Consider the following 17,650-nt stretch of genomic DNA (forward strand, 5'->3'; position numbering starts at 1 on the left):
GTGCTAACCTAGGTGAACAGAAAGTGAACGGGAGGTGTCACATGAGCAAGCAGACGATGACCGCGAAGCCGGTCTGCACCTGGGTGGCCGTCACCGACGCGGCGGGTCGCACCCACATGGAGGCACGCTGGTCGGTCGCCGGCGCGATCGCCGCCCAGGCCGCCTGACCGCATCCAGCTCGACGAGCCACGTCCCGCACGGGGGCGTGGCTCGCGGTCATTTCGGGGCCGTCGGGAAATTTCCTCGACGAGCGGGAATGGACCCGAGGGGTCGTCCGTTAGGTTGGTTGAAAGTTCTACCAACCCACTCGCATCCTCCAGGAGCAACCCCATGACCACCGGTTTCGACGCCCCCACCACCGCCATCGACGACATCACCGGCGACTACACCATCGACGCGAGCCACAGCCGCCTCGGCTTCGTCGCCCGCCACGCCATGGTCACCAAGGTCCGCGGCCAGTTCGGCGCCTTCGAGGGCACCGCCCGCATCGACGAGGCCAACCCCTCCGCCTCCAAGGTCGACCTCACCATCCAGGTCGCCTCGGTCGAGACCGGCAGCAAGGACCGCGACGGCCACCTCACCTCCGGCGACTTCTTCGACGCCGAGACCTACCCGACGATGACCTTCACCTCCACCGACGTGGTGCGCGACGGCTCCGACTGGACCATCACCGGCGACCTCACGATCAAGGACGTCACCAAGCCCGTCACCATCGAGTTCGAGCAGACCGGCTCGGCCCGCGACCCCTTCGGCAACCTCCGCGTCGGCTTCGAGGGCGAGACCACCATCAACCGCAAGGACTGGGGCCTCACCTGGAACGCCGCGCTCGAGACCGGCGGCGTCCTCGTCTCCGAGAAGATCAAGCTCGAGTTCGACGTCTCGGCGATCCAGAACGCCTGACCTGACCGGGCACTCCGTGCCCGTCTCCGTCGCTGACCGGGCACTCCGTGCCCGTCTGGCACGCCGACCGGGCGCTTCCTGCAGCAGGAAGCGCCCGGTCGCTGCATGTCACGGGCAGGAAGCGCCCGGTCGGCCCCTGGGACGGGCACGAAGTGCCCGGTCAGGGGTAGTGGTCAGCGGGGGTTCTTGCCCTGGTAGCCGCCGCCCTTGCGGTGGCCGCCGCCGGGGCGCCCGCGGAAGGGGCCGTTGTCGGGCTTGATCTCGATCAGCTTGCCGGAGATCCGGGTGCTGGCGAGACGGTCGAGCGTGCCGGGCGGGAGGTCCGCGGGGAGCTCGACGACGGAGAAGTCCGGCTTGATCGAGATGTAGCCGAAGTCGCCGCGCGACAGGCCGCCCTCGTTGGCCAGGGCGCCGACGATCTGGCGCGGCTCGACCTTGTGCCGCTTGCCGACCTCGATGCGGTACGCCGCCATCGGCGCGCCGGAGCGCGACTCGCGCGGGCCGGAGCGGCCGCGATCGGACTTGCCGCCGTGGGTCGCGCGCTCCTCGAACGAGCGCTGGCGGGGCTCGGGCTCGGGCTCGAGCAGCAGCGGCTGTTCGCCGTGCATGACCGCGGCGAGCGCGGCGGCGACGTCGACCTCCGCCACGTCGTGCTCGCTGACGTAGTGCGAGACCACGTCGCGGAAGAAGTCGATGCGCTCGGGCTGGGTGAGCGCCTGGGTGATCTGGTCGTCGAAGCGCGTGAGCCTCGTGGCGTTGACGTCGTCGACGGTCGGCAGCTGCATCTGGGTGAGCGGCTGCTTGGTGGCCTTCTCGATCGCGCGGAGCAGGTGGCGCTCGCGCGGGGTGACGAAGGCGATCGAGTCGCCGCTGCGCCCGGCGCGACCCGTACGGCCGATGCGGTGGACGTAGGACTCGGTGTCGGTGGGGATGTCGTAGTTGACGACGTGGCTGATCCGCTCGACGTCGAGCCCGCGGGCCGCGACGTCGGTGGCGACGAGGATGTCGAGCTTGCCGGCCTTGAGCTGGTTGACCGTGCGCTCGCGCTGCACCTGCGCCACGTCGCCGTTGATCGCCATCGCGGAGTAGCCGCGCGCCCGCAGCTTCTCGGCGAGCGTCTCGGTCTCGTTCTTGGTCCGGACGAAGACGATCATCGCCTCGAAGTTCTCGACCTCGAGGATGCGCGTGAGGGCGTCGACCTTCTGGGGGTACGACACGATCAGGTAGCGCTGCGTGATGTTGGAGGCCGTCGAGGTCTTGCCCTTGACGGAGATCTCGACCGGGTCGGAGAGGTAGTTCTCCGCGATGCGGCGGATCGCCTTGGGCATCGTGGCGGAGAACAGCGCGACGTCCTTGTCGGACGGGGTGTCGGCGAGGATCGTCTCGACGTCCTCGGCGAAGCCCATGTTGAGCATCTCGTCTGCCTCGTCGAGGACGAGGAAGCGCAGCTCGCTGAGGTCGAGCGTGCCCTTCTCGAGGTGGTCCATGACGCGGCCGGGGGTGCCGACGACGACGTGGACGCCGCGGCGCAGCGCCGAGAGCTGGACGCCGTAGCCCTGGCCGCCGTAGATCGGGAGGACGCGGACGCCCTTCAGGTGCGCGGCGTAGCGCTCGAAGGCCTCGGAGACCTGGAGCGCGAGCTCGCGGGTCGGGGCCAGCACGAGGGCCTGCGGCGTCTTCTGCGAGACGTCGAGCCGCGAGAGGAGCGGCAGCGCGAAGGCGGCCGTCTTGCCGGTGCCGGTCTGGGCGAGGCCGACGACGTCGCGGCCCTCGAGCAGCGGCGGGATGGTGCGCGCCTGGATCGGCGAGGGGGTCTCGTAGCCGACGTCCGCCAGCGCCTTGAGAACCTCGGTGGAGAGGCCGAGGTCGGAGAAGGTCTGTTCAGGTGCTGCGGGGTGCTCGTCGTTCACGCTCCCACGGTAGGGCTTCCCGGGGGATTCGGGCATTCCTCGACCCCGCGAAAACGGCGCGACAGCGCGGCACGTGAGGCAGCACACTCCCCCCATGCCCGACACGCCACAGCTCCCGGCCGGACTGACCACCCGCCCGCTCCGCCGCACCGACGCCACGGCGGTCCACCAGCTCATGGTCGCCCAGGAGCTCGAGGACATCGGCGAGGTGGCGATCGAGGAGGCCGACATCGTCAGCGACTGGGCCAAGCCGAGCCACGACCTGGCCGCCCGCTCGGTCGGCATCTGGGACGGTGACACGCTGGTGGCGTACGCCGAGCTGATGGGCGCCGACCGGGCCGACACCTCGGTGCTGCCCAGCCACCGCGGCCGCGGGATCGGCACCTGGCTCGCCCACTGGCTGCAGGACCTCGGCCGTAGCGTGGGCTCGAGCATCGTCGGCATGCCGGTGCCGCAGGGCTCGGCCGGCGACCGGCTGCTGGAGCAGCTCGGCTTCCGGGTCCGCTGGACCAGCTGGGTGCTCACGCTGCCCGAGGGGACGTCGATCCCCGAGCGGGAGCTGCCCGCGGGCTACGCCATCCGCACCGCCGCACCCGAGGACCTGCACGCCGCCCACGACGTCCTCGAGGACGCCTTCCTCGAGTGGTCGGTGCGCGAGCGGGAGCCGTACGAGGACTTCGTGGCCGCCGTGACCGGACGCCCGGGCTTCGAGCCGTGGAACCTGCGCGTGGCCGTGGACGGGGCCGGCGAGGTCGTGGGCGTCTCCCTCGTGCTCGTGTCCGACAACGGCAGGACCGGGTACGTCGACCGGCTCGCCGTACGCGCCGACCAGCGCAACCGCGGCATCGCCCAGGCGCTCCTGGTCGACTCCTTCGCGCACGCCCGAGCGCACGGCACCACCACCGCCGAGCTCAGCACCGACAGCCGTACGGGTGCGCTCGGACTCTACGAAAGGGTGGGAATGGTGACGCGGAGTGTCTGGGTCAATCGGGCCATGGATCTGACCTAGACGACGGAAACCGCGGTCGCCATCGGCGCCGACGAAAGATTCCGTCAATCCGCCCGGTCTAGACAGCCGCTTCAACCGGTGAAACTTCACTGTGTCTGATCCCTCCGGGGCGTTAGCATCAAGTGACGGCGATCGGGCGGCGCCACAGCGAGGGCGTGGGGCCCTTGCTTCGCAACTGGTGGGGGTTTGACGTGCAAGAGCTACATGCATTGGTCGTCGAGGACGACGCGGACATCTCGTCAGCGCTGGTGGAGACCTTGGAGGGGGCCGGTTTCCGGGTCACCTCGGCGCGCGACGGACGCGAGGCGGTGGGCGTGGCGGCAGCCGACCCGCCCGACCTCGTGACGCTCGACCTGACGCTGCCGCACATGGACGGCATCGAGGTGTGCCGCCGCATCCGGGAGACCAGCGACTGCTACATCGTGATCGTGTCCGCGCGCTCCGACGAGGTGGACAAGCTGATCGGCCTGGAGGTCGGCGCGGACGACTTCGTCCTCAAGCCGTTCTCGCCGCGCGAGCTGCGCGCCAGGGTGGCTGCGCTGTTCCGTCGCCCGCGGTCGGCGGCGGGGGCGGAGGACGCGTCGGCCCACCGCGGGCCGCACGTGCCGAGCCCGTCGCAGCCGGCCGACGAGCCGAGCACGATCGACGCCGGCGGCGGGCTGGTCATCAACTCCGCACGCCGCGAGGTGCAGGTCGACGGCACCATCGTCGACCTGACGCGCATCGAGTACGACGTCCTGGAGTACCTCGCCACCCACCTGTCGCGGGTCTGCACCCGCGAGGAGATGGTGCTGGCGATCTGGAGCAGCGCGCTCACCCACGACCACCACCTGGTGGACGTGCACGTGGCCAACCTGCGCGGCAAGCTGCGCCGGCACTCCGACGCGACGTGGATCCACACCATCCGCGGCATCGGCTACCGGATGGACCGTGAGGGCGGCGGCCAGCAGGACCGCCGGGCGGGCGGCGGCCCCTACCTCGTGGCCAGGATCGACTCCGAGGACTGGGCGAGGGGCCTCGACTTCTAGTCGTCCCGCTCCAGTCGTCCCTGCGCTCGTTGCCCTCCTTGCGGGGGTGCTGCCCCCAGAACGACCACGCGACCGCCCGCTGCCGCCTAGCATCGGCAGCGGGTGGGTCCCGCGTGCCTGCGACGACCCGGTGGTTTCGGACCCGGCAGGCGTGGGTAGATGAAGTCTCAACTGGGGAAGCAGGCCGAGGATGGACGCACGGAAGGCCGTGGTCGTCGAGGACGACCGCGACGTCGGTGACGCCATCTCCCGGCTCCTCGAACAGGCCGGCTTCGACGTCGTGGTCGCGCACACCGGCGCGGAGGCGATGGCCATGGTCGCCGAGGTCGAGCCCGACCTCGTCACGCTCGACCTGACGCTCCCCGACATCGACGGCGTCGAGGTCTGCCGCCGCATCCGGATGGTCAGCGACTGCTACGTCATCGTGGTGAGCGGACGCACCGCCGAGGTCGACCGGCTGGTCGGTCTCGAGGTCGGGGCCGACGACTACCTGTCCAAGCCGTTCTCCATGCGTGAGCTCCAGGCCCGGGTGGCCGCCCTGTTCCGGCGCCCCCGCAGCAGCGACGTCCTCGCCCCCGAGCCGGGGGGCTCCGAGCGGCCCCCCGACGTGCCGACGCCGGAGCCGACGAGCCAGCTCGGCTGCAGCGACCTGACCCTCGACCGCGGCGCACGCGAGGTCCTGGTCTCCGGCGCGGAGGTCGACCTGACGCGCACCGAGTTCGACCTGCTGGCCCACCTCGTCAGCAACGCGGGCGTCGTCGTGGCGCGCGAGGAGCTGATGCGCGCCGTCTGGGACAGCGAGTTCGTCCCCGACAGCACCCACGTAGTCGACGTGCACCTGGCCAACCTGCGTCGCAAGCTGCGCCGGGCGGCGTCGAGCAACGAGTGGATCCGTACGATCCGCGGCGTCGGCTTCCGGTTCGACCCCTGCTGCCCCTGACGGTCGCTGGTGACGCTCAGCGGGCCGACTCGCGCAGGGTCGCGCCCCGCGCGCCGCGTACGGTCATCGAGGCGCTGACCAGCGACACCGCCCCGAACACGGCGGCGGCGAGCAGGGCGAGCACGACGAGGCGCACCGGCGAGATCGACGCCACCAGGGCCGGGGTGGCGAGCCCCTCGGCGTACCCGAGCGTGATCGAGCGCAGCACGACCCACTGGGCCAGCGACCCGGCGAGGATGCCGGCCACCGCGGCGCCGCCGAGCACCACGGCGAGCTCGCGCACCACCGCGACCATCACCGAGGAGCGGGGCACGCCGACCACGCGCAGCGCCGCGGCGTCACGACGTCGGGCGGGCAGCTGGACCGCCGCACTGACGAACAGGCCGGCCAGCGCCATCAGCAGCACGAGCGCCGCGACCACGGCGTAGAGCCGCAGCGCCAGGGCGTACGCGCTCTGGTCCAGGACGCGCCGCTCCTGCGCGAGGGTCGTCTCGACGGTGAGCCCCGCGGCCGAGAGGGCGTCGGTGACCTCGGTGGGCGCGCCCTCGCGCTGCAGCACGCGGGTGTCGAGGTTGCTGTTGTAGACCGGGCGGTCGGTGATGAAGGAGGAGTAGTCGACCAACAGCCCCGACGGACCCGTGAACGGCATGCCCTCCACCGCCCCGACCCCGCCGACGGGGTCGACCCGGACCAGGCCGAAGCCCTCGTCGAGCTTGGCGAGCGCGGTCTGCTGCACCTTGGGGCCGGCGAGGGCCGGGCGCTGCTCGACGATGCCGCCGGCGCTCAGGCGCGCCATGCCGGTCGAGTCACCCGTGTCGACGCTCATCTCGAGGCGGCCGTCGACCTCACGGAGGTCGGTGATCGAGGAGCGCACGGCGGGGTCGGGCGTGGCGACCCAGTCGGCGCCCGCGATCGCGCCGGGCACCGGCTCGCCGTCGGCAAGAATTTCGGTGACGGCGACCTCGCCCGTCATCTCGGTGTTGGTGCCCGCGCCGCCGCCGAGGGTCATGCCCTCGATGGGACAGGGGACGTCGCGGCACCACGGCACCTTGGCGGACCTCGTCGTCGTACCAGGGTCGTAGGAGCCGAGGTAGACCTTCAGCGGGATGCCGTCGCGGCGACCGAAGCGCACCTCCAGGGCGAGCGACCGGTCGTCGACGAGGTCGTTGTCGACGGTGACGGAGATCCGGCGGCCGGAGAAGCTCGCCACCTCGCCGGGCGGAGCGATCTCGTCGACCACCTGCTCGACGTCCATCCCGGGGCTCCACGTCGGCGGCCAGGTCGCGACCCGCGCGAGCCGGCTGCTGTCGACGACGGAGAAGTGCGCGCCGGGGTTGAGCACGGATCCCGCGGCCATCACCCACTCGCCCTCGGGGTCGATGCGCCGGGTGAGCTCCAGCGTCTCGGCATAGCTGACCGGCGAGTGCCACGTGGTGTGGGCCGGGGACACGGTGGCGGCGACGCTGGTGCGCCAGGCGGCCGCCGAGTCGTAGACGCCGGCACCGAAGACCGAGACGGCGATCGCTGCGGTGATCGGCAGGATGATCAGGGTGCCCTCCTGGCGCCGCGAGATCGCGCGGGAGGAGACGAAGCCGCTGAGCGAGCGCCCGCGCGAGCGGCGGGTCCACCAGGTCGCGAGGGAGGCGGTGATCCGCGTGGCGGCGAGGCCGGCGACGACCGCCAGCAGCACGGGGAGCAGGAGGTCGGTGACGTCGGGGTCCCCGCCGCCGGCGTCGGAGAGCTTGCTGAGCAGCACCGCGCCCGCGAGGGCGACGAGGGTGAGCTGCGCGATGACCGACCAGCGGCGCGCCGCGACCGGCCGGCGTACGCCCGCGAGCTGGGAGGCCAGCGACTCGCGGACGACGAGGCCGATGGCGACGCACGCGACGGCGAGCGCGGCGAGCAGCACCAGGCCGGCCGCCATCCAGCTCGTCGTCACGAGTGGCAGCGGCAGCCCGGGCACCAGCCAGGCACGGGTCAGCAGCAGGCTGCTGCCGAGGCCGAGCAGGATGCCGACGGGAGCGGAGACGAGCAGGATCGTGACCGGCTCGGCGAGGCCGAGCGCCCAGAGCCGGCGCGCGGTGACCCCACGCAGGGACGCGAGCGCGAGCTCGGGCACCCGCAGCTCGCTGGCGGCGTTGAGCAGGCGCATCAGCAGTGCGAGCGCCACGAGAACGAGCGAGAGCACCGCCGGGGCGATCGAGCTGCGTGCGGTGTCCTGCTGGGTCCGCACCTCCTCGAGCACCGCGGCGAGGTCGTTTGTGCCGTCGTCGCGCAGCGTGCCGCCCTCGACCTCGACGGTCTCCTCGTCGGGGATGGCCGACGCGGAGCGGGCCGCCACCGTGAGCTCGGCAGGGGTCGTGTCGGCCGGCACGTCGAGGAAGGTGTCGACGCGCACCGTCCACTCGCCCATCGACTCCACCGTGCCGGGCGTGGTGAGGACGGGTCCGGGCGAGTACGGCGTGTAGCCGCCGCCCGGGGTGTCGCTGACCGCCTCGTTGGTCGACGTCAGTCGCTGCGGGACCAGCCAGTCGGTGGCGTCGGTGGGGGTGGTGTAGGTGCCGACGACCGTCACCCGCCTGAGACCGGGTCGCGGGAGCCCGAGACCGGCGAGCGCGGGCGGCTCGAAGCCGACGAGGTCCAGCGGCTCGCCCACCACGGCACCACGCTGCTCGGCGGCCTTCTGCAGCAGCAGCACCTCGCCGTCGCGCTCAGGGCACCGGCCGGTGACCTCGAGGGCCTCGCAGGCGCCGTCGCGGGCCCAGAACTCCACCGCGCCGCGCAGCGCCATGAACCGCTCGGACTGCACGATCGCGACCGTGTCGCCCCACGGTCCCTCGTTGAGCGACTCCGTGCCCGCCACCGCCTGCGCGGCCGCCTGCGAGCTCGAGGTCGGCGAGTCGGGCGTGAAGACGCGGCTGAGACCGGTCAGCGCCGGCGGCGCCTCGCGCAGGCGGGTCACCGCGTAGGAGTTGGTCACGGCGGCGGCGAAGATCGGACCGAGGACGGCCGAGGCCACGGCGAGGGCGGTGAGCAGCACCGATCCTGCGCTGAGGAGGGCGCGGGCGCGCAGGCCACGCACGATGGCGCCGAGCATGGAGGTCATCGGGAGGTCCTGGTGGTGGAGTGCGGGCCGGGGCAGCGCGCGATGGGGACGTGGGAGCTCATCGGCCCTCCTCCTCGCGCAGCAGGCTCGGCCGGGTGGTGGCGGCGCGTACGGCTCGCGCGCGTCCGCCGACCAGCACCACGGCGGCCGCACCGAGCAGCGCGGGCAGCGCCAGCGCCCAGGCGTGCGGCGCCGTGTCGAGGTCGAGCCCGGCGACCGGGATCGACAGGAGCGGCAGCCCGTCCAGGAGGAGCGTGACCGCCAGCCATCCGCCCGCGACGACGCTCGCGACGACCAGGACCGTCAGGCTCACCAGCTCGGCGCGACCGGCCCGGCGGGCGGTCCCGGTCGAGATGCCGAGCACCCGCAGGGAGGCGACGTCGCGACGGTAGTCGCGCAGGTGGCGCGCCACCCCGGCGCCCAGGGCGAGGAGCGCGACGAGTGCGCAGGCGAGGGCCGTGAGGGCGTACGCCACGGACTGGGCGCCGCCGAAGCGGTCGCCGAGCGACTCGCGGACGGCCTGCCTGGTCCGCCACTCGGTCCCGGTGGCGGCGGCGACCTCGTCGAGCACGGAGCGCGGGGTGCCGGGTGCGGCGACGACCTGCACCTCGGCCGCCGGGACCGTCGGGCCGGAGCCGACCGCGGAGGTGCGGATGTCGGCCAGGGTCCCGACGGTGCCGACCAGGGGCATCGAACGGGCCACCCCGAGCACCTCGGTGGCGCGGTCGTCGCCACCCAGGTCGAGCGCCTGCGGCGCCTCGTCCGACCCCCCGTCCGACCCGCCGTCCGCCACCAGGACGGGCACCTCGGTGGGGCCGAGGTCGGGACCGAGCTCGAGCGGGACGGCGGGCAGCAGCGCCAGCTGCAGGCCGTCGGGACGGTTGACCGCGACCACCTCCGGCGGCTCGTAGCTGCGGATGAACCGGTTGTCGACCGCCGCCTGCACCGAGGCCGGGTCGGCCCGCCAGGCCTCGGCGAGCAGGTCGTCGTCACCGACGGCGAGCTCCTCGACGAGCACGACGAAGTCGCTGGCGTCGAAGACACCGTCGCCGGCGCGCGCGACCGACAGCCCGGTGACGACGCAGCCCGCGGCGCAGGCGCGCACGCGGACCGACCGGCTGACCGACCGGCCGTCGGCCGGGACGTCGAGGTCGACCGTCGCGGCCCCGGAGGAGTTGTCCGCGCCGACGAAGCCGAGCGTGAGCTCCACCCGGCCGCCGCCGACCCGGAAGCTCTCGTCTCGACCGCGGAAGGTGCGCACCCCCGGGACCTCGAGGCCCGAGATCGTCAGCTCGACCCGGTCGCCGGTGACCTGCACGGGGGCGAGCCCGGTGTCGAGGCGGCCGACCGCGTCGGAGGCGGCGCGAGCCGCGGTGTCGTCGTAGAAGTCACCCACGACCGTGTCCCAGCGGGCCGCGTCGACGTACGCCCGGCGCTCGGCCAGACGGGACTCGTTGCGGACGATCGCCGTGGCGAGGAGGTGGCGACCCTGGGGGTCGACCTGCTCGGTCAGGTCCACCGCCCCCACCGCGCCCAGGGCGGTGGCGTCGATCGTCCGGGCGCCGGGGACCTCCACGGCCGCCTGCTCCTCGGTCCACTGGCCGACCGCGACCGCGCCGCTGAGCGCGAGGGCCCCCACGACGGCGGCCGCGACGACGAGGCGCATCGGGGTGACGAGGTCGTCGGCGCGCGCGAGGCGCCGGGTGGCGAGGAAGGCGCCGAGGCCGCGGCGCTCGGTGACCGGGGTGAGGCCGCGCGCGGCGAGGCGTACGACCCAGATCGCGACCTGCCCGAGCGCGAGGCCGACCAGCGCGGGTCCGAGCAGGACGACGAGGTCGGGCTCGCCGTCGGCCGAGCGGCTCCGGTAGGCCGCGACGCCGGCGCCGACGAGCACCAGCACGCTGAGGAACGCCGCGAGGGTCGTGGCCCGGCGGGGGCGGCGGCGGGCGGACACCTGGACGGCCAGCGGCTCGCGCAGGGCGGCCCCGGCCGACAGCCCGACGATGACCAGCCCGGCGCCGGCGATGATGCCCGAGGCCAGGAGCGCCGGCCGGCCGAGGGCGGGTGCGGCCTCGTCGAGCCAGGTGCCGGTGGCGAGCACCGTGCCGGCCGCGCCGAGCGCGAGGCCGAGGAGGGTGCCGACGACGATCGCGAGCGCCGGCTCGACCAGCAGGAAGCGCCACAGGCGGGTGCCGTGGATGCCGCGGAGCCGGGCCAGGCCGACCTCCTCGCGGCGTGCGACGGCGAGCTCGGCACCGATGCTCGGCACCGCGACCGCCCCGAGCAGGAGCAGGGGCGCGGTGAGCCACGGCGACGTGCCGGCGGCCTCGGCGAACTGCAGGACGGTGACGGCGCCGCCGACGACCACCGCGGTCATCAGGACCAGGGTCGTCAGCGCGCCCCGGCGACTCCACGCGCCGCGGAGGACACGGCTCACCGGACAACCCGACCCTCGTCGAGGGCGATGTGCAGGTCGCACGCCTCGACGACGGCGGGGTCGTGGGTCGCCACGACGACGACGGCACCACGGGCCGCCTCCTCGCGCAGCTCGGCGAGCACCACGCCGCGGTTGCCCTCGTCGAGCTCGGAGGTCGGCTCGTCGGCGAGCAGCACGTCGGCGCCGACCACGAAGCCGCGCGCACAGGCGACGCGCTGCATCTGGCCGCCGGAGAGCTCCTCGACCTGGCGCTCGCCGAGGTCGGCGATGCCGAACCGGGCCAGGGCGGCCTCGGCGGCCTCGTCGGCGTCGGTCGGGTCGACGCCGCGGGCACGCAGGGCGATCGAGACGTTCTCCCGGGCCGAGAGGATCGGGACGAGGCCGTACACCTGGAGGACGAAGGCCACCTCGGGGCGCGGGTCGCCGCTGCCGGTCCACATCTCGCGACCGTCGAGCTCGGCGGTGCCGGAGGTGGCCTGGAGCAGCCCGCCCGCGATGGACAGCAGGGTCGTCTTGCCCGAGCCGCTGGGGCCCGACAGGGCGGTGACCTTGCCGGCCGGGAAGGTCACGCTGACGTCGTCGAGCAACGTGCGGCCGTTGACGTATGTGATCGAGTCGAGCCTCAGCCCGGACGTACGCGTCACGCGGGGTTTCCTTCGCTGCTGGCGCGGGTCACGATGATGCGGCCCTGCTCGTCGTCCTCGAACCGGACGAGCGTGCCCGGCGGCCACTCCGCGGCGATGTGGCCGGGCAGGTGCAGGACGCCGTCCTCGCCGACCACGGCGTACTCGGAGCCGCCGTGGCCCTCGGCGCCGACGCGGCCGCCCTTCATGGTCACCGTGCGCGGGAAGGTCGCGGCGACCTCGGGCTGGTGGGTGACCACGACGATCGTGGTGCCGAAGTCGTCGCCGAGAGAGTGGATCAGGTGCAGGACGTGGTCGCGGTCGGCGTGGCTGAGCTGGCTGGTGGGCTCGTCGGCGAGCAGCAGGCGCGGGGAGGTCGACACCGCGCAGGCCAGCGCGAGGCGCTGGCGCTGGCCGCCGGACATGGTGGAGACCACCTGGTCGGCCTGGTCGAGCAGCCCGACGCGGTCGAGCAGCTCCACGTCGGGGAGCCCCTGCTCGCGCGCGCCGCCGGAGAGCGAGAGCCGGGCGAAGGCGATGTTCTGCCGCGCGGTGGCGTAGGGCAGGAGGTTGCGCGTGGCGCCCTGCAGCATGGTCGAGACCTGGCGCGAGCGGATCCGGGCGAGGTAACGCTCGCCCATCCGGGAGACCTCCTCGTCGCCGAGGTAGATCCGGCCCGCGCTCGGCTTCTGGATCCCGCCGAGCAGGGCCAGCAGGGTCGACTTGCCGGAGCCGCTCGGGCCCAGGAACGCCACCCGCTCGCCGGGTCGGATCGTCAGGTCGACGCCGCGCAGCGCGACGACGTCGTGCCCCCCGAAGGTCTTGTAGAGGTGCACCACCCCCTCGCAGCGGATGCCGAGCCCACCGGTGCGGGTCTCCTCGACCATGGTCGCGCTGTCCCGCACGATGCCCCCAACTCTCTCGAACAAGAGGCTCAACATACATAAGCAGCAGTACCGTGCTCGCATGGTTATCCGAGTCGCGCTCGTCAACGACGACGAGGTCGTCGTGCGGGGCCTCGACGCGATGATGCGCAACTACGGACACCGCATCGAGGTCGTGGAGCTGGTGGCGGGAAAGCCTGTCGGCCAGCCGGTCGACGTCGCCCTCTACGACACCTTCGGGATGGGCCAGGGCAACGGCCCGGCGGTGCAGCACCTCGTGCAGAACGCGCAGGTCCGATCGGTCGCGGTCTACACGTGGAACTTCCAGCCGTGGCTGACCCGCGACACCCTCAACCAGGGCGTGCGCGGCTACCTCTCCAAGAGCCTGCCGGCCTCGCGCCTGGCCGACGCGCTCTCCGCGATCGCAGCCGGCCAGCTCGTCGTCTCCCCCTCGCGCGGACGCTCCGCGCTCGTCGGGGGCGACTGGCCCGGCCGCGAGGAGGGCCTGACCGCCCGCGAGGCCGAGGTGCTGTCGCTGATCACCATGGGCCTGAGCAACCAGGCCATCGCCGAGCGCACGCTCCTCTCACTCAACTCGATCAAGTCCTACATCCGCTCCGCCTACCGCAAGATCGGCGTCGACTCCCGCTCCAAGGCGGTGCTCTGGGGCGTCGAGCACGGCATGCGCGCCGACCGGGTGCGGATCAACGGGTCGCCGGCGCGCGAGTAGGCGCGCGCCCGCTGGTCGTCGTACGGGCCTGGTTGCGATCACCGGTCAACCGGTGGTTCGTGAGGTTCCAGCCCGGGCGAACTCAACCGGTCTAAGCAACGCTGAGTGAGGAGCGTTGTGAATGGCGAAGTCGATCTCGTTCGAGGTGCTGGAGGAGTTCTTCGACCTGGTTTGTGTGGGGGTGCCGTTGATGCGCGCGGCGGACTGGTCGGGCGTGTCGGCGGACACGGCGTCGAGGCTGTGGCGTGAGCGTGGCGTCATGGGTCTTCAGATCGCGTTGGGCGCCCGCGGCGGCCTTCTCGGGTCGGCGCCGCCGCGCCACCCTGGTGATGAGCGGACGGTACGTCGACGGCGGCCGTTGACCAGCGAGGACCGGGCGGTGATCGCCGCCTTGCTTCATCGGCGGGTCTCGCTGCGAGAGATCGGCCGGATCCTCGGTCGTGATGTGTCGGTGATCAGCAGAGAAGTCGCCCGCAACCGCGGGCCGGACGGGAGCTACCACGGGCCGGTGGCACACCGGGCGGCACACGAGCGCCGGCGGCGCCCCAAAGCGTTCAAGCTCCACGACCCCACCTTGTGCCACTCGATCGAGACCTGGATGGATGACGGCTGGTCGCCCGGCCTGATCGCGGCCATGCTGCGCAACCAGCAGCCACACACGAAGATGGCTCGTGTGTCGCACGAGACGATCTACCGGGCGCTGTACGTCCAGACGCGCGGCAGCTTGCGCAAGGACCTGGCCGCCCAGTTGCTGACCAAGCGCAAGGCTCGCAAGCCCCGTGGGACTGAGGATGGACGCGGGAAGAGCCTGTACCGCGAGGCGTTCACCATCAGCGACCGTCCCGCCGAGGTCGCCGACCGGGCGGTACCCGGGCACTGGGAGGGCGACCTGATCCTCGGCACCGCCAACGGGTCCGCGGTCGGAACCCTGGTGGAGCGGTCGACCCGGTTCGTGATCCTGCTCCACCTGCCCGGACGTCATGACGCCGAGAGTGTGGCCGAGGCCATGATCCGCGAGATGGGCAAGCTGCCCGAGCACCTGCGCCAGTCACTGACCTGGGACCGCGGCAGCGAGCTGGCCAACTACCGCGACGTCGAGGCCGCGCTCGAGATGCCGGTCTACTTCTGCGACCCCCACTCGCCTTGGCAGCGTGGAACGAACGAGAACACCAACCGGCTGCTGCGGTTCTGGCTAGAGAAAGGCACCGACCTCTCCGTCCACACCGCCGACGACCTCACCCGCATCGCCGCCACGCTCAACAAGCGCCCACGCCCTACCCTCGACCTACGGACACCAGCCCAAGCGCTGGCCGAGCTGCTCGCCGACCCGGCAGCAGCATGACCGTTGCTTCCATCGATTGAGTTCGCCCCGTTGCAAAGGACTGGAACCCGAAGAACCACCGGGTAACCGGTGGTTCTCACGGATGCCCGCAGAGCGCCGCTGCGCCCGTACGATTCGCCGGTGAACCAGCAGCACCCCGCCCCGTCCTCCCCCGGCATCGACCCCGACAAGCTCGCCATCGCGCTGGAGGTCCTGCAGGAGGTCGCGACGCTGCCGCCGGAGCACGACGACGTACGGACCATGAAGCGCGCCGCGTCGTACATGTACAAGCTGATCAAGAAGCAGCGCCGCGCCGAGATCCGCCTCGAGCGCCAGCAGCACGATCTCGACATCATCGCGCGGACGGCGACGGGCTCGCCGATGCGCATCGACGACGAGACCGCCGGCATCCCGCTGGTCTCCAACGCTGCCGGCGCGTTCGCCGGCGAGCTGATCACCGCGCGCGGGTGCTACATCTGCAAGCAGGACTTCACGCTCGTCGACGCGTTCTACCACTGGCTGTGCCCGACCTGCGCGGCCATGAGCCACGCCAAGCGCGACCAGCGCACCGACCTCACCGGCAAGCGCGCGCTGCTCACCGGCGGCCGCGCCAAGATCGGGATGTACATCGCGCTGCGGCTGCTGCGCGACGGCGCGCACACCACGATCACGACGCGCTTCCCCAAGGACGCCGTACGCCGGTTCGCCGCGATGGAGGACGCGGCCGACTGGCTGCACCGGCTCAAGGTCGTCGGCATCGACCTGCGCGACCCGACCCAGGTCATCTCCCTCACCGACGACGTCGCGGCCGACGGGCCGCTCGACATCATCATCAACAACGCGTGCCAGACCGTACGCCGCCTGCCGGGCGCGTACTCCCACCTCATCGACGGCGAGGCCGCACCCCTGCCGACCGCCGAGTCCCTCGGGGTGGCCGCGCTGCCGGAGATGGTCACCTTCGACCGGATCTCCGAGGCGCACCCGGCCGCGATCGCCGGCGCGCTGTCCTCGACGGCGGTCGCCCACCACGACGGCGAGTCCCGCGAGCACGCGCTCGCCGCGCACAACGCCGCGTCGCTGACCGCCCTCGCCCTCAAGGCGGGGGGCGCCTCGCTGGAGGCGCACCTGGCGGGCACGGCGATCGACGCGGGCGGCCTGATCCCCGACGTCCAGGACAACAACTCCTGGACCCAAGTGCTCGACGAGGTCGACCCGCTGGAGCTCCTCGAGGTGCAGTTCTGCAACTCGATCGCGCCGTTCCTCATCAACTCCCGGCTGCGGCCCGCGCTGCGGGCGGCCGTGCAGAACGGCGCCCGCCGCGCCTACATCGTCAACGTCTCGGCGATGGAGGGTCAGTTCGGCGGTCGTCGCTACAAGGGCGCCGGCCACCCGCACACCAACATGGCCAAGGCCGCGCTCAACATGATGACCAGGACCTCCTCCGGCGAGCTGTTCGAGACCGACCAGATCCTGATGACGGCCGTCGACACCGGCTGGATCACCGACGAGCGGCCGCACCACGAGAAGCTGCGGATCGCCGCCGAGGGCTGGCACGCACCGCTCGACCTGGTGGACGGGGCAGCGCGGGTCTACGACCCCATCGTGCTCGGCGAGAGGGGCGAGGACCTCTACGGCTGCTTCCTGAAGGACTACCAGCCCGCCGCCTGGTGACCTGACAGACTCCGCGGCATGAGCCACCTGGAGACGCCCGAGGACTTCCACGCCCGAGTCGCCGCGGCGACCGACGACGAGGGGCGGTTGCCGGTCGCGATCGAGGCGATGCCGGGGTGGGACATCTTCCCGTTCGAGCTGGACGGGCTCCGGCTCAAGCCGATCGAGCCCCTCGCCGACGCCGAGCCGCCGCGCCGTGGTGAGGACCCGGCCGACTGCAACTGCAGCGAGCCGATGCCGCCCGACCGCGCCGCGGAGGTGGCGTGGAGCAACGAGCGGTGGCGGCTCGTGGCCCTCGACATGAAGCTGCCGGTGTCGTTCATCCTGCGGCCGGTCCAGCACTACGACCTCGCCGACCTCCCCGACGAGATGGCCGCCGAGCTCGGCGTACTGATGGTGCGCATCACGGCCGCGATCGAGGAGCTGCCCAGCGTGGGCCGGTGCCACGTCGGCCGGTACGGCGACGGGGGCGCGCACGCCCACCCGTTCTTCTTCGGCCGTCCCGCCCGGATGCTGCAGCTGCGGGGGTCGTGCCTGCTCGACTGGGAGGAGAACCTCCCGGAGGTGCCGCTGGACGTGCGCAGGGCCAACGCCGGCCACGTCGGCCGCCGGCTCGTCGAGCGCGTGGGTGGCGACGGGCCGGCCTGGGAGGTCTGACCGGCCGTCGTCGGCCGTCCCTGCGTCAGGCGGGAGTGGCGTACGCCGCGACGCCTGTGTCGATGAGCACGCAGGGCTCGTCGCCGTCGGTCCAGGCGTCGTGCCCGGGCTCGAGGTCGATGACGTCGCCGGGGCCGATGGTGATCTCCTCACCGTCGTCGGAGCGGACCGTCATGTGCCCGGAGATGCAGAACCCGGTGTGGTGGACCTGGCACGAGCTGGTGCCGGCGATCGGCTGGACATCCACGGACCAGCGCCAGCCGGGCTCGAAGACGCCGCGGCCCAGGGTGAAGTCGCCGAGCGTGACGACATCCATGTGGCCGTGGTCGCGGAAGGGACGAACCTCGTGCGGGTCGTCGATGTTGTGGGTGGTGGACATGCGGTCCACGATCCTCCGCGCGTGGCCGCCCGGCCGTCCAGCCACGACGAATCCC

Annotated in this window: 15 protein-coding genes; 9 read left to right on the forward strand and 6 right to left on the reverse strand. The window is 72.5% G+C overall.

Annotation, left to right across the window (positions count from 1 at the left end; translation table 11 throughout):
• The first annotated feature begins 41 nt into the window (after nt 1-41).
• Both IE200_RS20990 and IE200_RS02295 read left to right on the forward strand, forming a co-directional pair.
• Nucleotides 42-167: a hypothetical protein gene (locus tag IE200_RS20990; RefSeq protein ID WP_268245523.1), complete on the forward strand. Its 126-nt coding sequence runs from the start codon at nt 42-44 to the stop codon at nt 165-167.
• A gap of 163 nt (nt 168-330) precedes the next feature.
• Complete coding sequence (locus IE200_RS02295) at nt 331-900, forward strand: YceI family protein (RefSeq protein ID WP_191277723.1); 570 nt, start codon at nt 331-333, stop codon at nt 898-900.
• 173 nt (nt 901-1,073) lie between these two features.
• On the opposite strand, the gene IE200_RS02300 is transcribed toward IE200_RS02295, so the two are convergent.
• Entirely contained in the window at nt 1,074-2,810 is a 1,737-nt protein-coding gene (locus IE200_RS02300) for a DEAD/DEAH box helicase (protein ID WP_229855990.1), read from the reverse strand.
• 94 nt (nt 2,811-2,904) lie between these two features.
• On the opposite strand from IE200_RS02300, the gene IE200_RS02305 reads away from it, so the two are divergent.
• The 3 genes from IE200_RS02305 to IE200_RS02315 all read left to right on the forward strand — a co-directional run bounded on the left by IE200_RS02305 (nt 2,905) and on the right by IE200_RS02315 (nt 5,787).
• Complete coding sequence (locus IE200_RS02305; RefSeq protein ID WP_191277725.1) at nt 2,905-3,819, forward strand: GNAT family N-acetyltransferase; 915 nt, start codon at nt 2,905-2,907, stop codon at nt 3,817-3,819.
• A 191-nt stretch (nt 3,820-4,010) separates the two neighbouring features.
• The gene (locus IE200_RS02310; RefSeq protein WP_191277726.1) at nt 4,011-4,847 is read left to right on the forward strand and encodes a response regulator transcription factor; all 837 of its coding nucleotides are present in this window, start codon (nt 4,011-4,013) and stop codon (nt 4,845-4,847) included.
• Between the two features lie 190 nt (nt 4,848-5,037).
• Nucleotides 5,038-5,787, forward strand: a complete 750-nt coding sequence (locus IE200_RS02315; RefSeq protein ID WP_191277727.1) for a response regulator transcription factor — start codon at nt 5,038-5,040, stop codon at nt 5,785-5,787.
• A 16-nt stretch (nt 5,788-5,803) separates the two neighbouring features.
• On the opposite strand, the gene IE200_RS02320 is transcribed toward IE200_RS02315, so the two are convergent.
• Genes IE200_RS02320 through IE200_RS02335 form a run of 4 tightly spaced genes read right to left on the reverse strand, consistent with a single transcriptional unit; the run spans nt 5,804 to nt 12,882 of the window.
• Nucleotides 5,804-8,893, reverse strand: coding sequence for an FtsX-like permease family protein (locus tag IE200_RS02320; protein WP_191277728.1), 3,090 nt, complete (start codon nt 8,891-8,893; stop codon nt 5,804-5,806).
• Between the two features lie 58 nt (nt 8,894-8,951).
• Nucleotides 8,952-11,330, reverse strand: a complete 2,379-nt coding sequence (locus IE200_RS02325) for a hypothetical protein (RefSeq protein ID WP_191277729.1) — start codon at nt 11,328-11,330, stop codon at nt 8,952-8,954.
• Nucleotides 11,327-11,974: an ATP-binding cassette domain-containing protein gene (locus IE200_RS02330; RefSeq protein ID WP_191277730.1), complete on the reverse strand. Its 648-nt coding sequence runs from the start codon at nt 11,972-11,974 to the stop codon at nt 11,327-11,329. Before IE200_RS02330 ends, IE200_RS02325 begins: the two co-directional genes overlap by 4 nt.
• Nucleotides 11,971-12,882, reverse strand: a complete 912-nt coding sequence (locus tag IE200_RS02335) for an ABC transporter ATP-binding protein (RefSeq protein ID WP_229855992.1) — start codon at nt 12,880-12,882, stop codon at nt 11,971-11,973. The genes IE200_RS02330 and IE200_RS02335 overlap by 4 nt, the downstream gene beginning before the upstream one ends.
• A gap of 37 nt (nt 12,883-12,919) precedes the next feature.
• On the opposite strand from IE200_RS02335, the gene IE200_RS02340 reads away from it, so the two are divergent.
• The 4 genes from IE200_RS02340 to IE200_RS02355 all read left to right on the forward strand — a co-directional run bounded on the left by IE200_RS02340 (nt 12,920) and on the right by IE200_RS02355 (nt 17,216).
• Nucleotides 12,920-13,567, forward strand: a complete 648-nt coding sequence (locus tag IE200_RS02340; RefSeq protein ID WP_191277731.1) for a response regulator transcription factor — start codon at nt 12,920-12,922, stop codon at nt 13,565-13,567.
• A 121-nt stretch (nt 13,568-13,688) separates the two neighbouring features.
• Complete coding sequence (locus tag IE200_RS02345) at nt 13,689-14,909, forward strand: IS30 family transposase (RefSeq protein WP_191277732.1); 1,221 nt, start codon at nt 13,689-13,691, stop codon at nt 14,907-14,909.
• 120 nt (nt 14,910-15,029) lie between these two features.
• Complete coding sequence (locus IE200_RS02350; protein ID WP_191277733.1) at nt 15,030-16,559, forward strand: SDR family NAD(P)-dependent oxidoreductase; 1,530 nt, start codon at nt 15,030-15,032, stop codon at nt 16,557-16,559.
• An 18-nt stretch (nt 16,560-16,577) separates the two neighbouring features.
• Complete coding sequence (locus IE200_RS02355; RefSeq protein WP_191277734.1) at nt 16,578-17,216, forward strand: hypothetical protein; 639 nt, start codon at nt 16,578-16,580, stop codon at nt 17,214-17,216.
• Between the two features lie 25 nt (nt 17,217-17,241).
• On the opposite strand, the gene IE200_RS02360 is transcribed toward IE200_RS02355, so the two are convergent.
• Nucleotides 17,242-17,595 (reverse strand): cupin domain-containing protein, encoded by a 354-nt coding sequence (locus IE200_RS02360; protein WP_191277735.1) that lies wholly within the window; start codon nt 17,593-17,595, stop codon nt 17,242-17,244.
• Between the last annotated feature and the right edge of the window lie 55 nt (nt 17,596-17,650).

The organism is Nocardioides flavus (ex Wang et al. 2016) (genome assembly GCF_014653115.1).
Lineage (GTDB): Bacteria > Actinomycetota > Actinomycetes > Propionibacteriales > Nocardioidaceae > Nocardioides > Nocardioides flavus.

Coding starts and splice junctions, on each gene's coding strand:
- IE200_RS02315 (WP_191277727.1), top strand. CDS start 5,038: ATGGACGCACGGAAGGCCGTGGTCGTCGAGGACGACCGCGACGTCGGT.
- IE200_RS20990 (WP_268245523.1), top strand. CDS start 42: ATGAGCAAGCAGACGATGACCGCGAAGCCGGTCTGCACCTGGGTGGCC.
- IE200_RS02355 (WP_191277734.1), top strand. CDS start 16,578: ATGAGCCACCTGGAGACGCCCGAGGACTTCCACGCCCGAGTCGCCGCG.
- IE200_RS02360 (WP_191277735.1), bottom strand. CDS start 17,595: ATGTCCACCACCCACAACATCGACGACCCGCACGAGGTTCGTCCCTTC.
- IE200_RS02305 (WP_191277725.1), top strand. CDS start 2,905: ATGCCCGACACGCCACAGCTCCCGGCCGGACTGACCACCCGCCCGCTC.
- IE200_RS02295 (WP_191277723.1), top strand. CDS start 331: ATGACCACCGGTTTCGACGCCCCCACCACCGCCATCGACGACATCACC.
- IE200_RS02340 (WP_191277731.1), top strand. CDS start 12,920: ATGGTTATCCGAGTCGCGCTCGTCAACGACGACGAGGTCGTCGTGCGG.
- IE200_RS02345 (WP_191277732.1), top strand. CDS start 13,689: ATGGCGAAGTCGATCTCGTTCGAGGTGCTGGAGGAGTTCTTCGACCTG.
- IE200_RS02320 (WP_191277728.1), bottom strand. CDS start 8,893: ATGACCTCCATGCTCGGCGCCATCGTGCGTGGCCTGCGCGCCCGCGCC.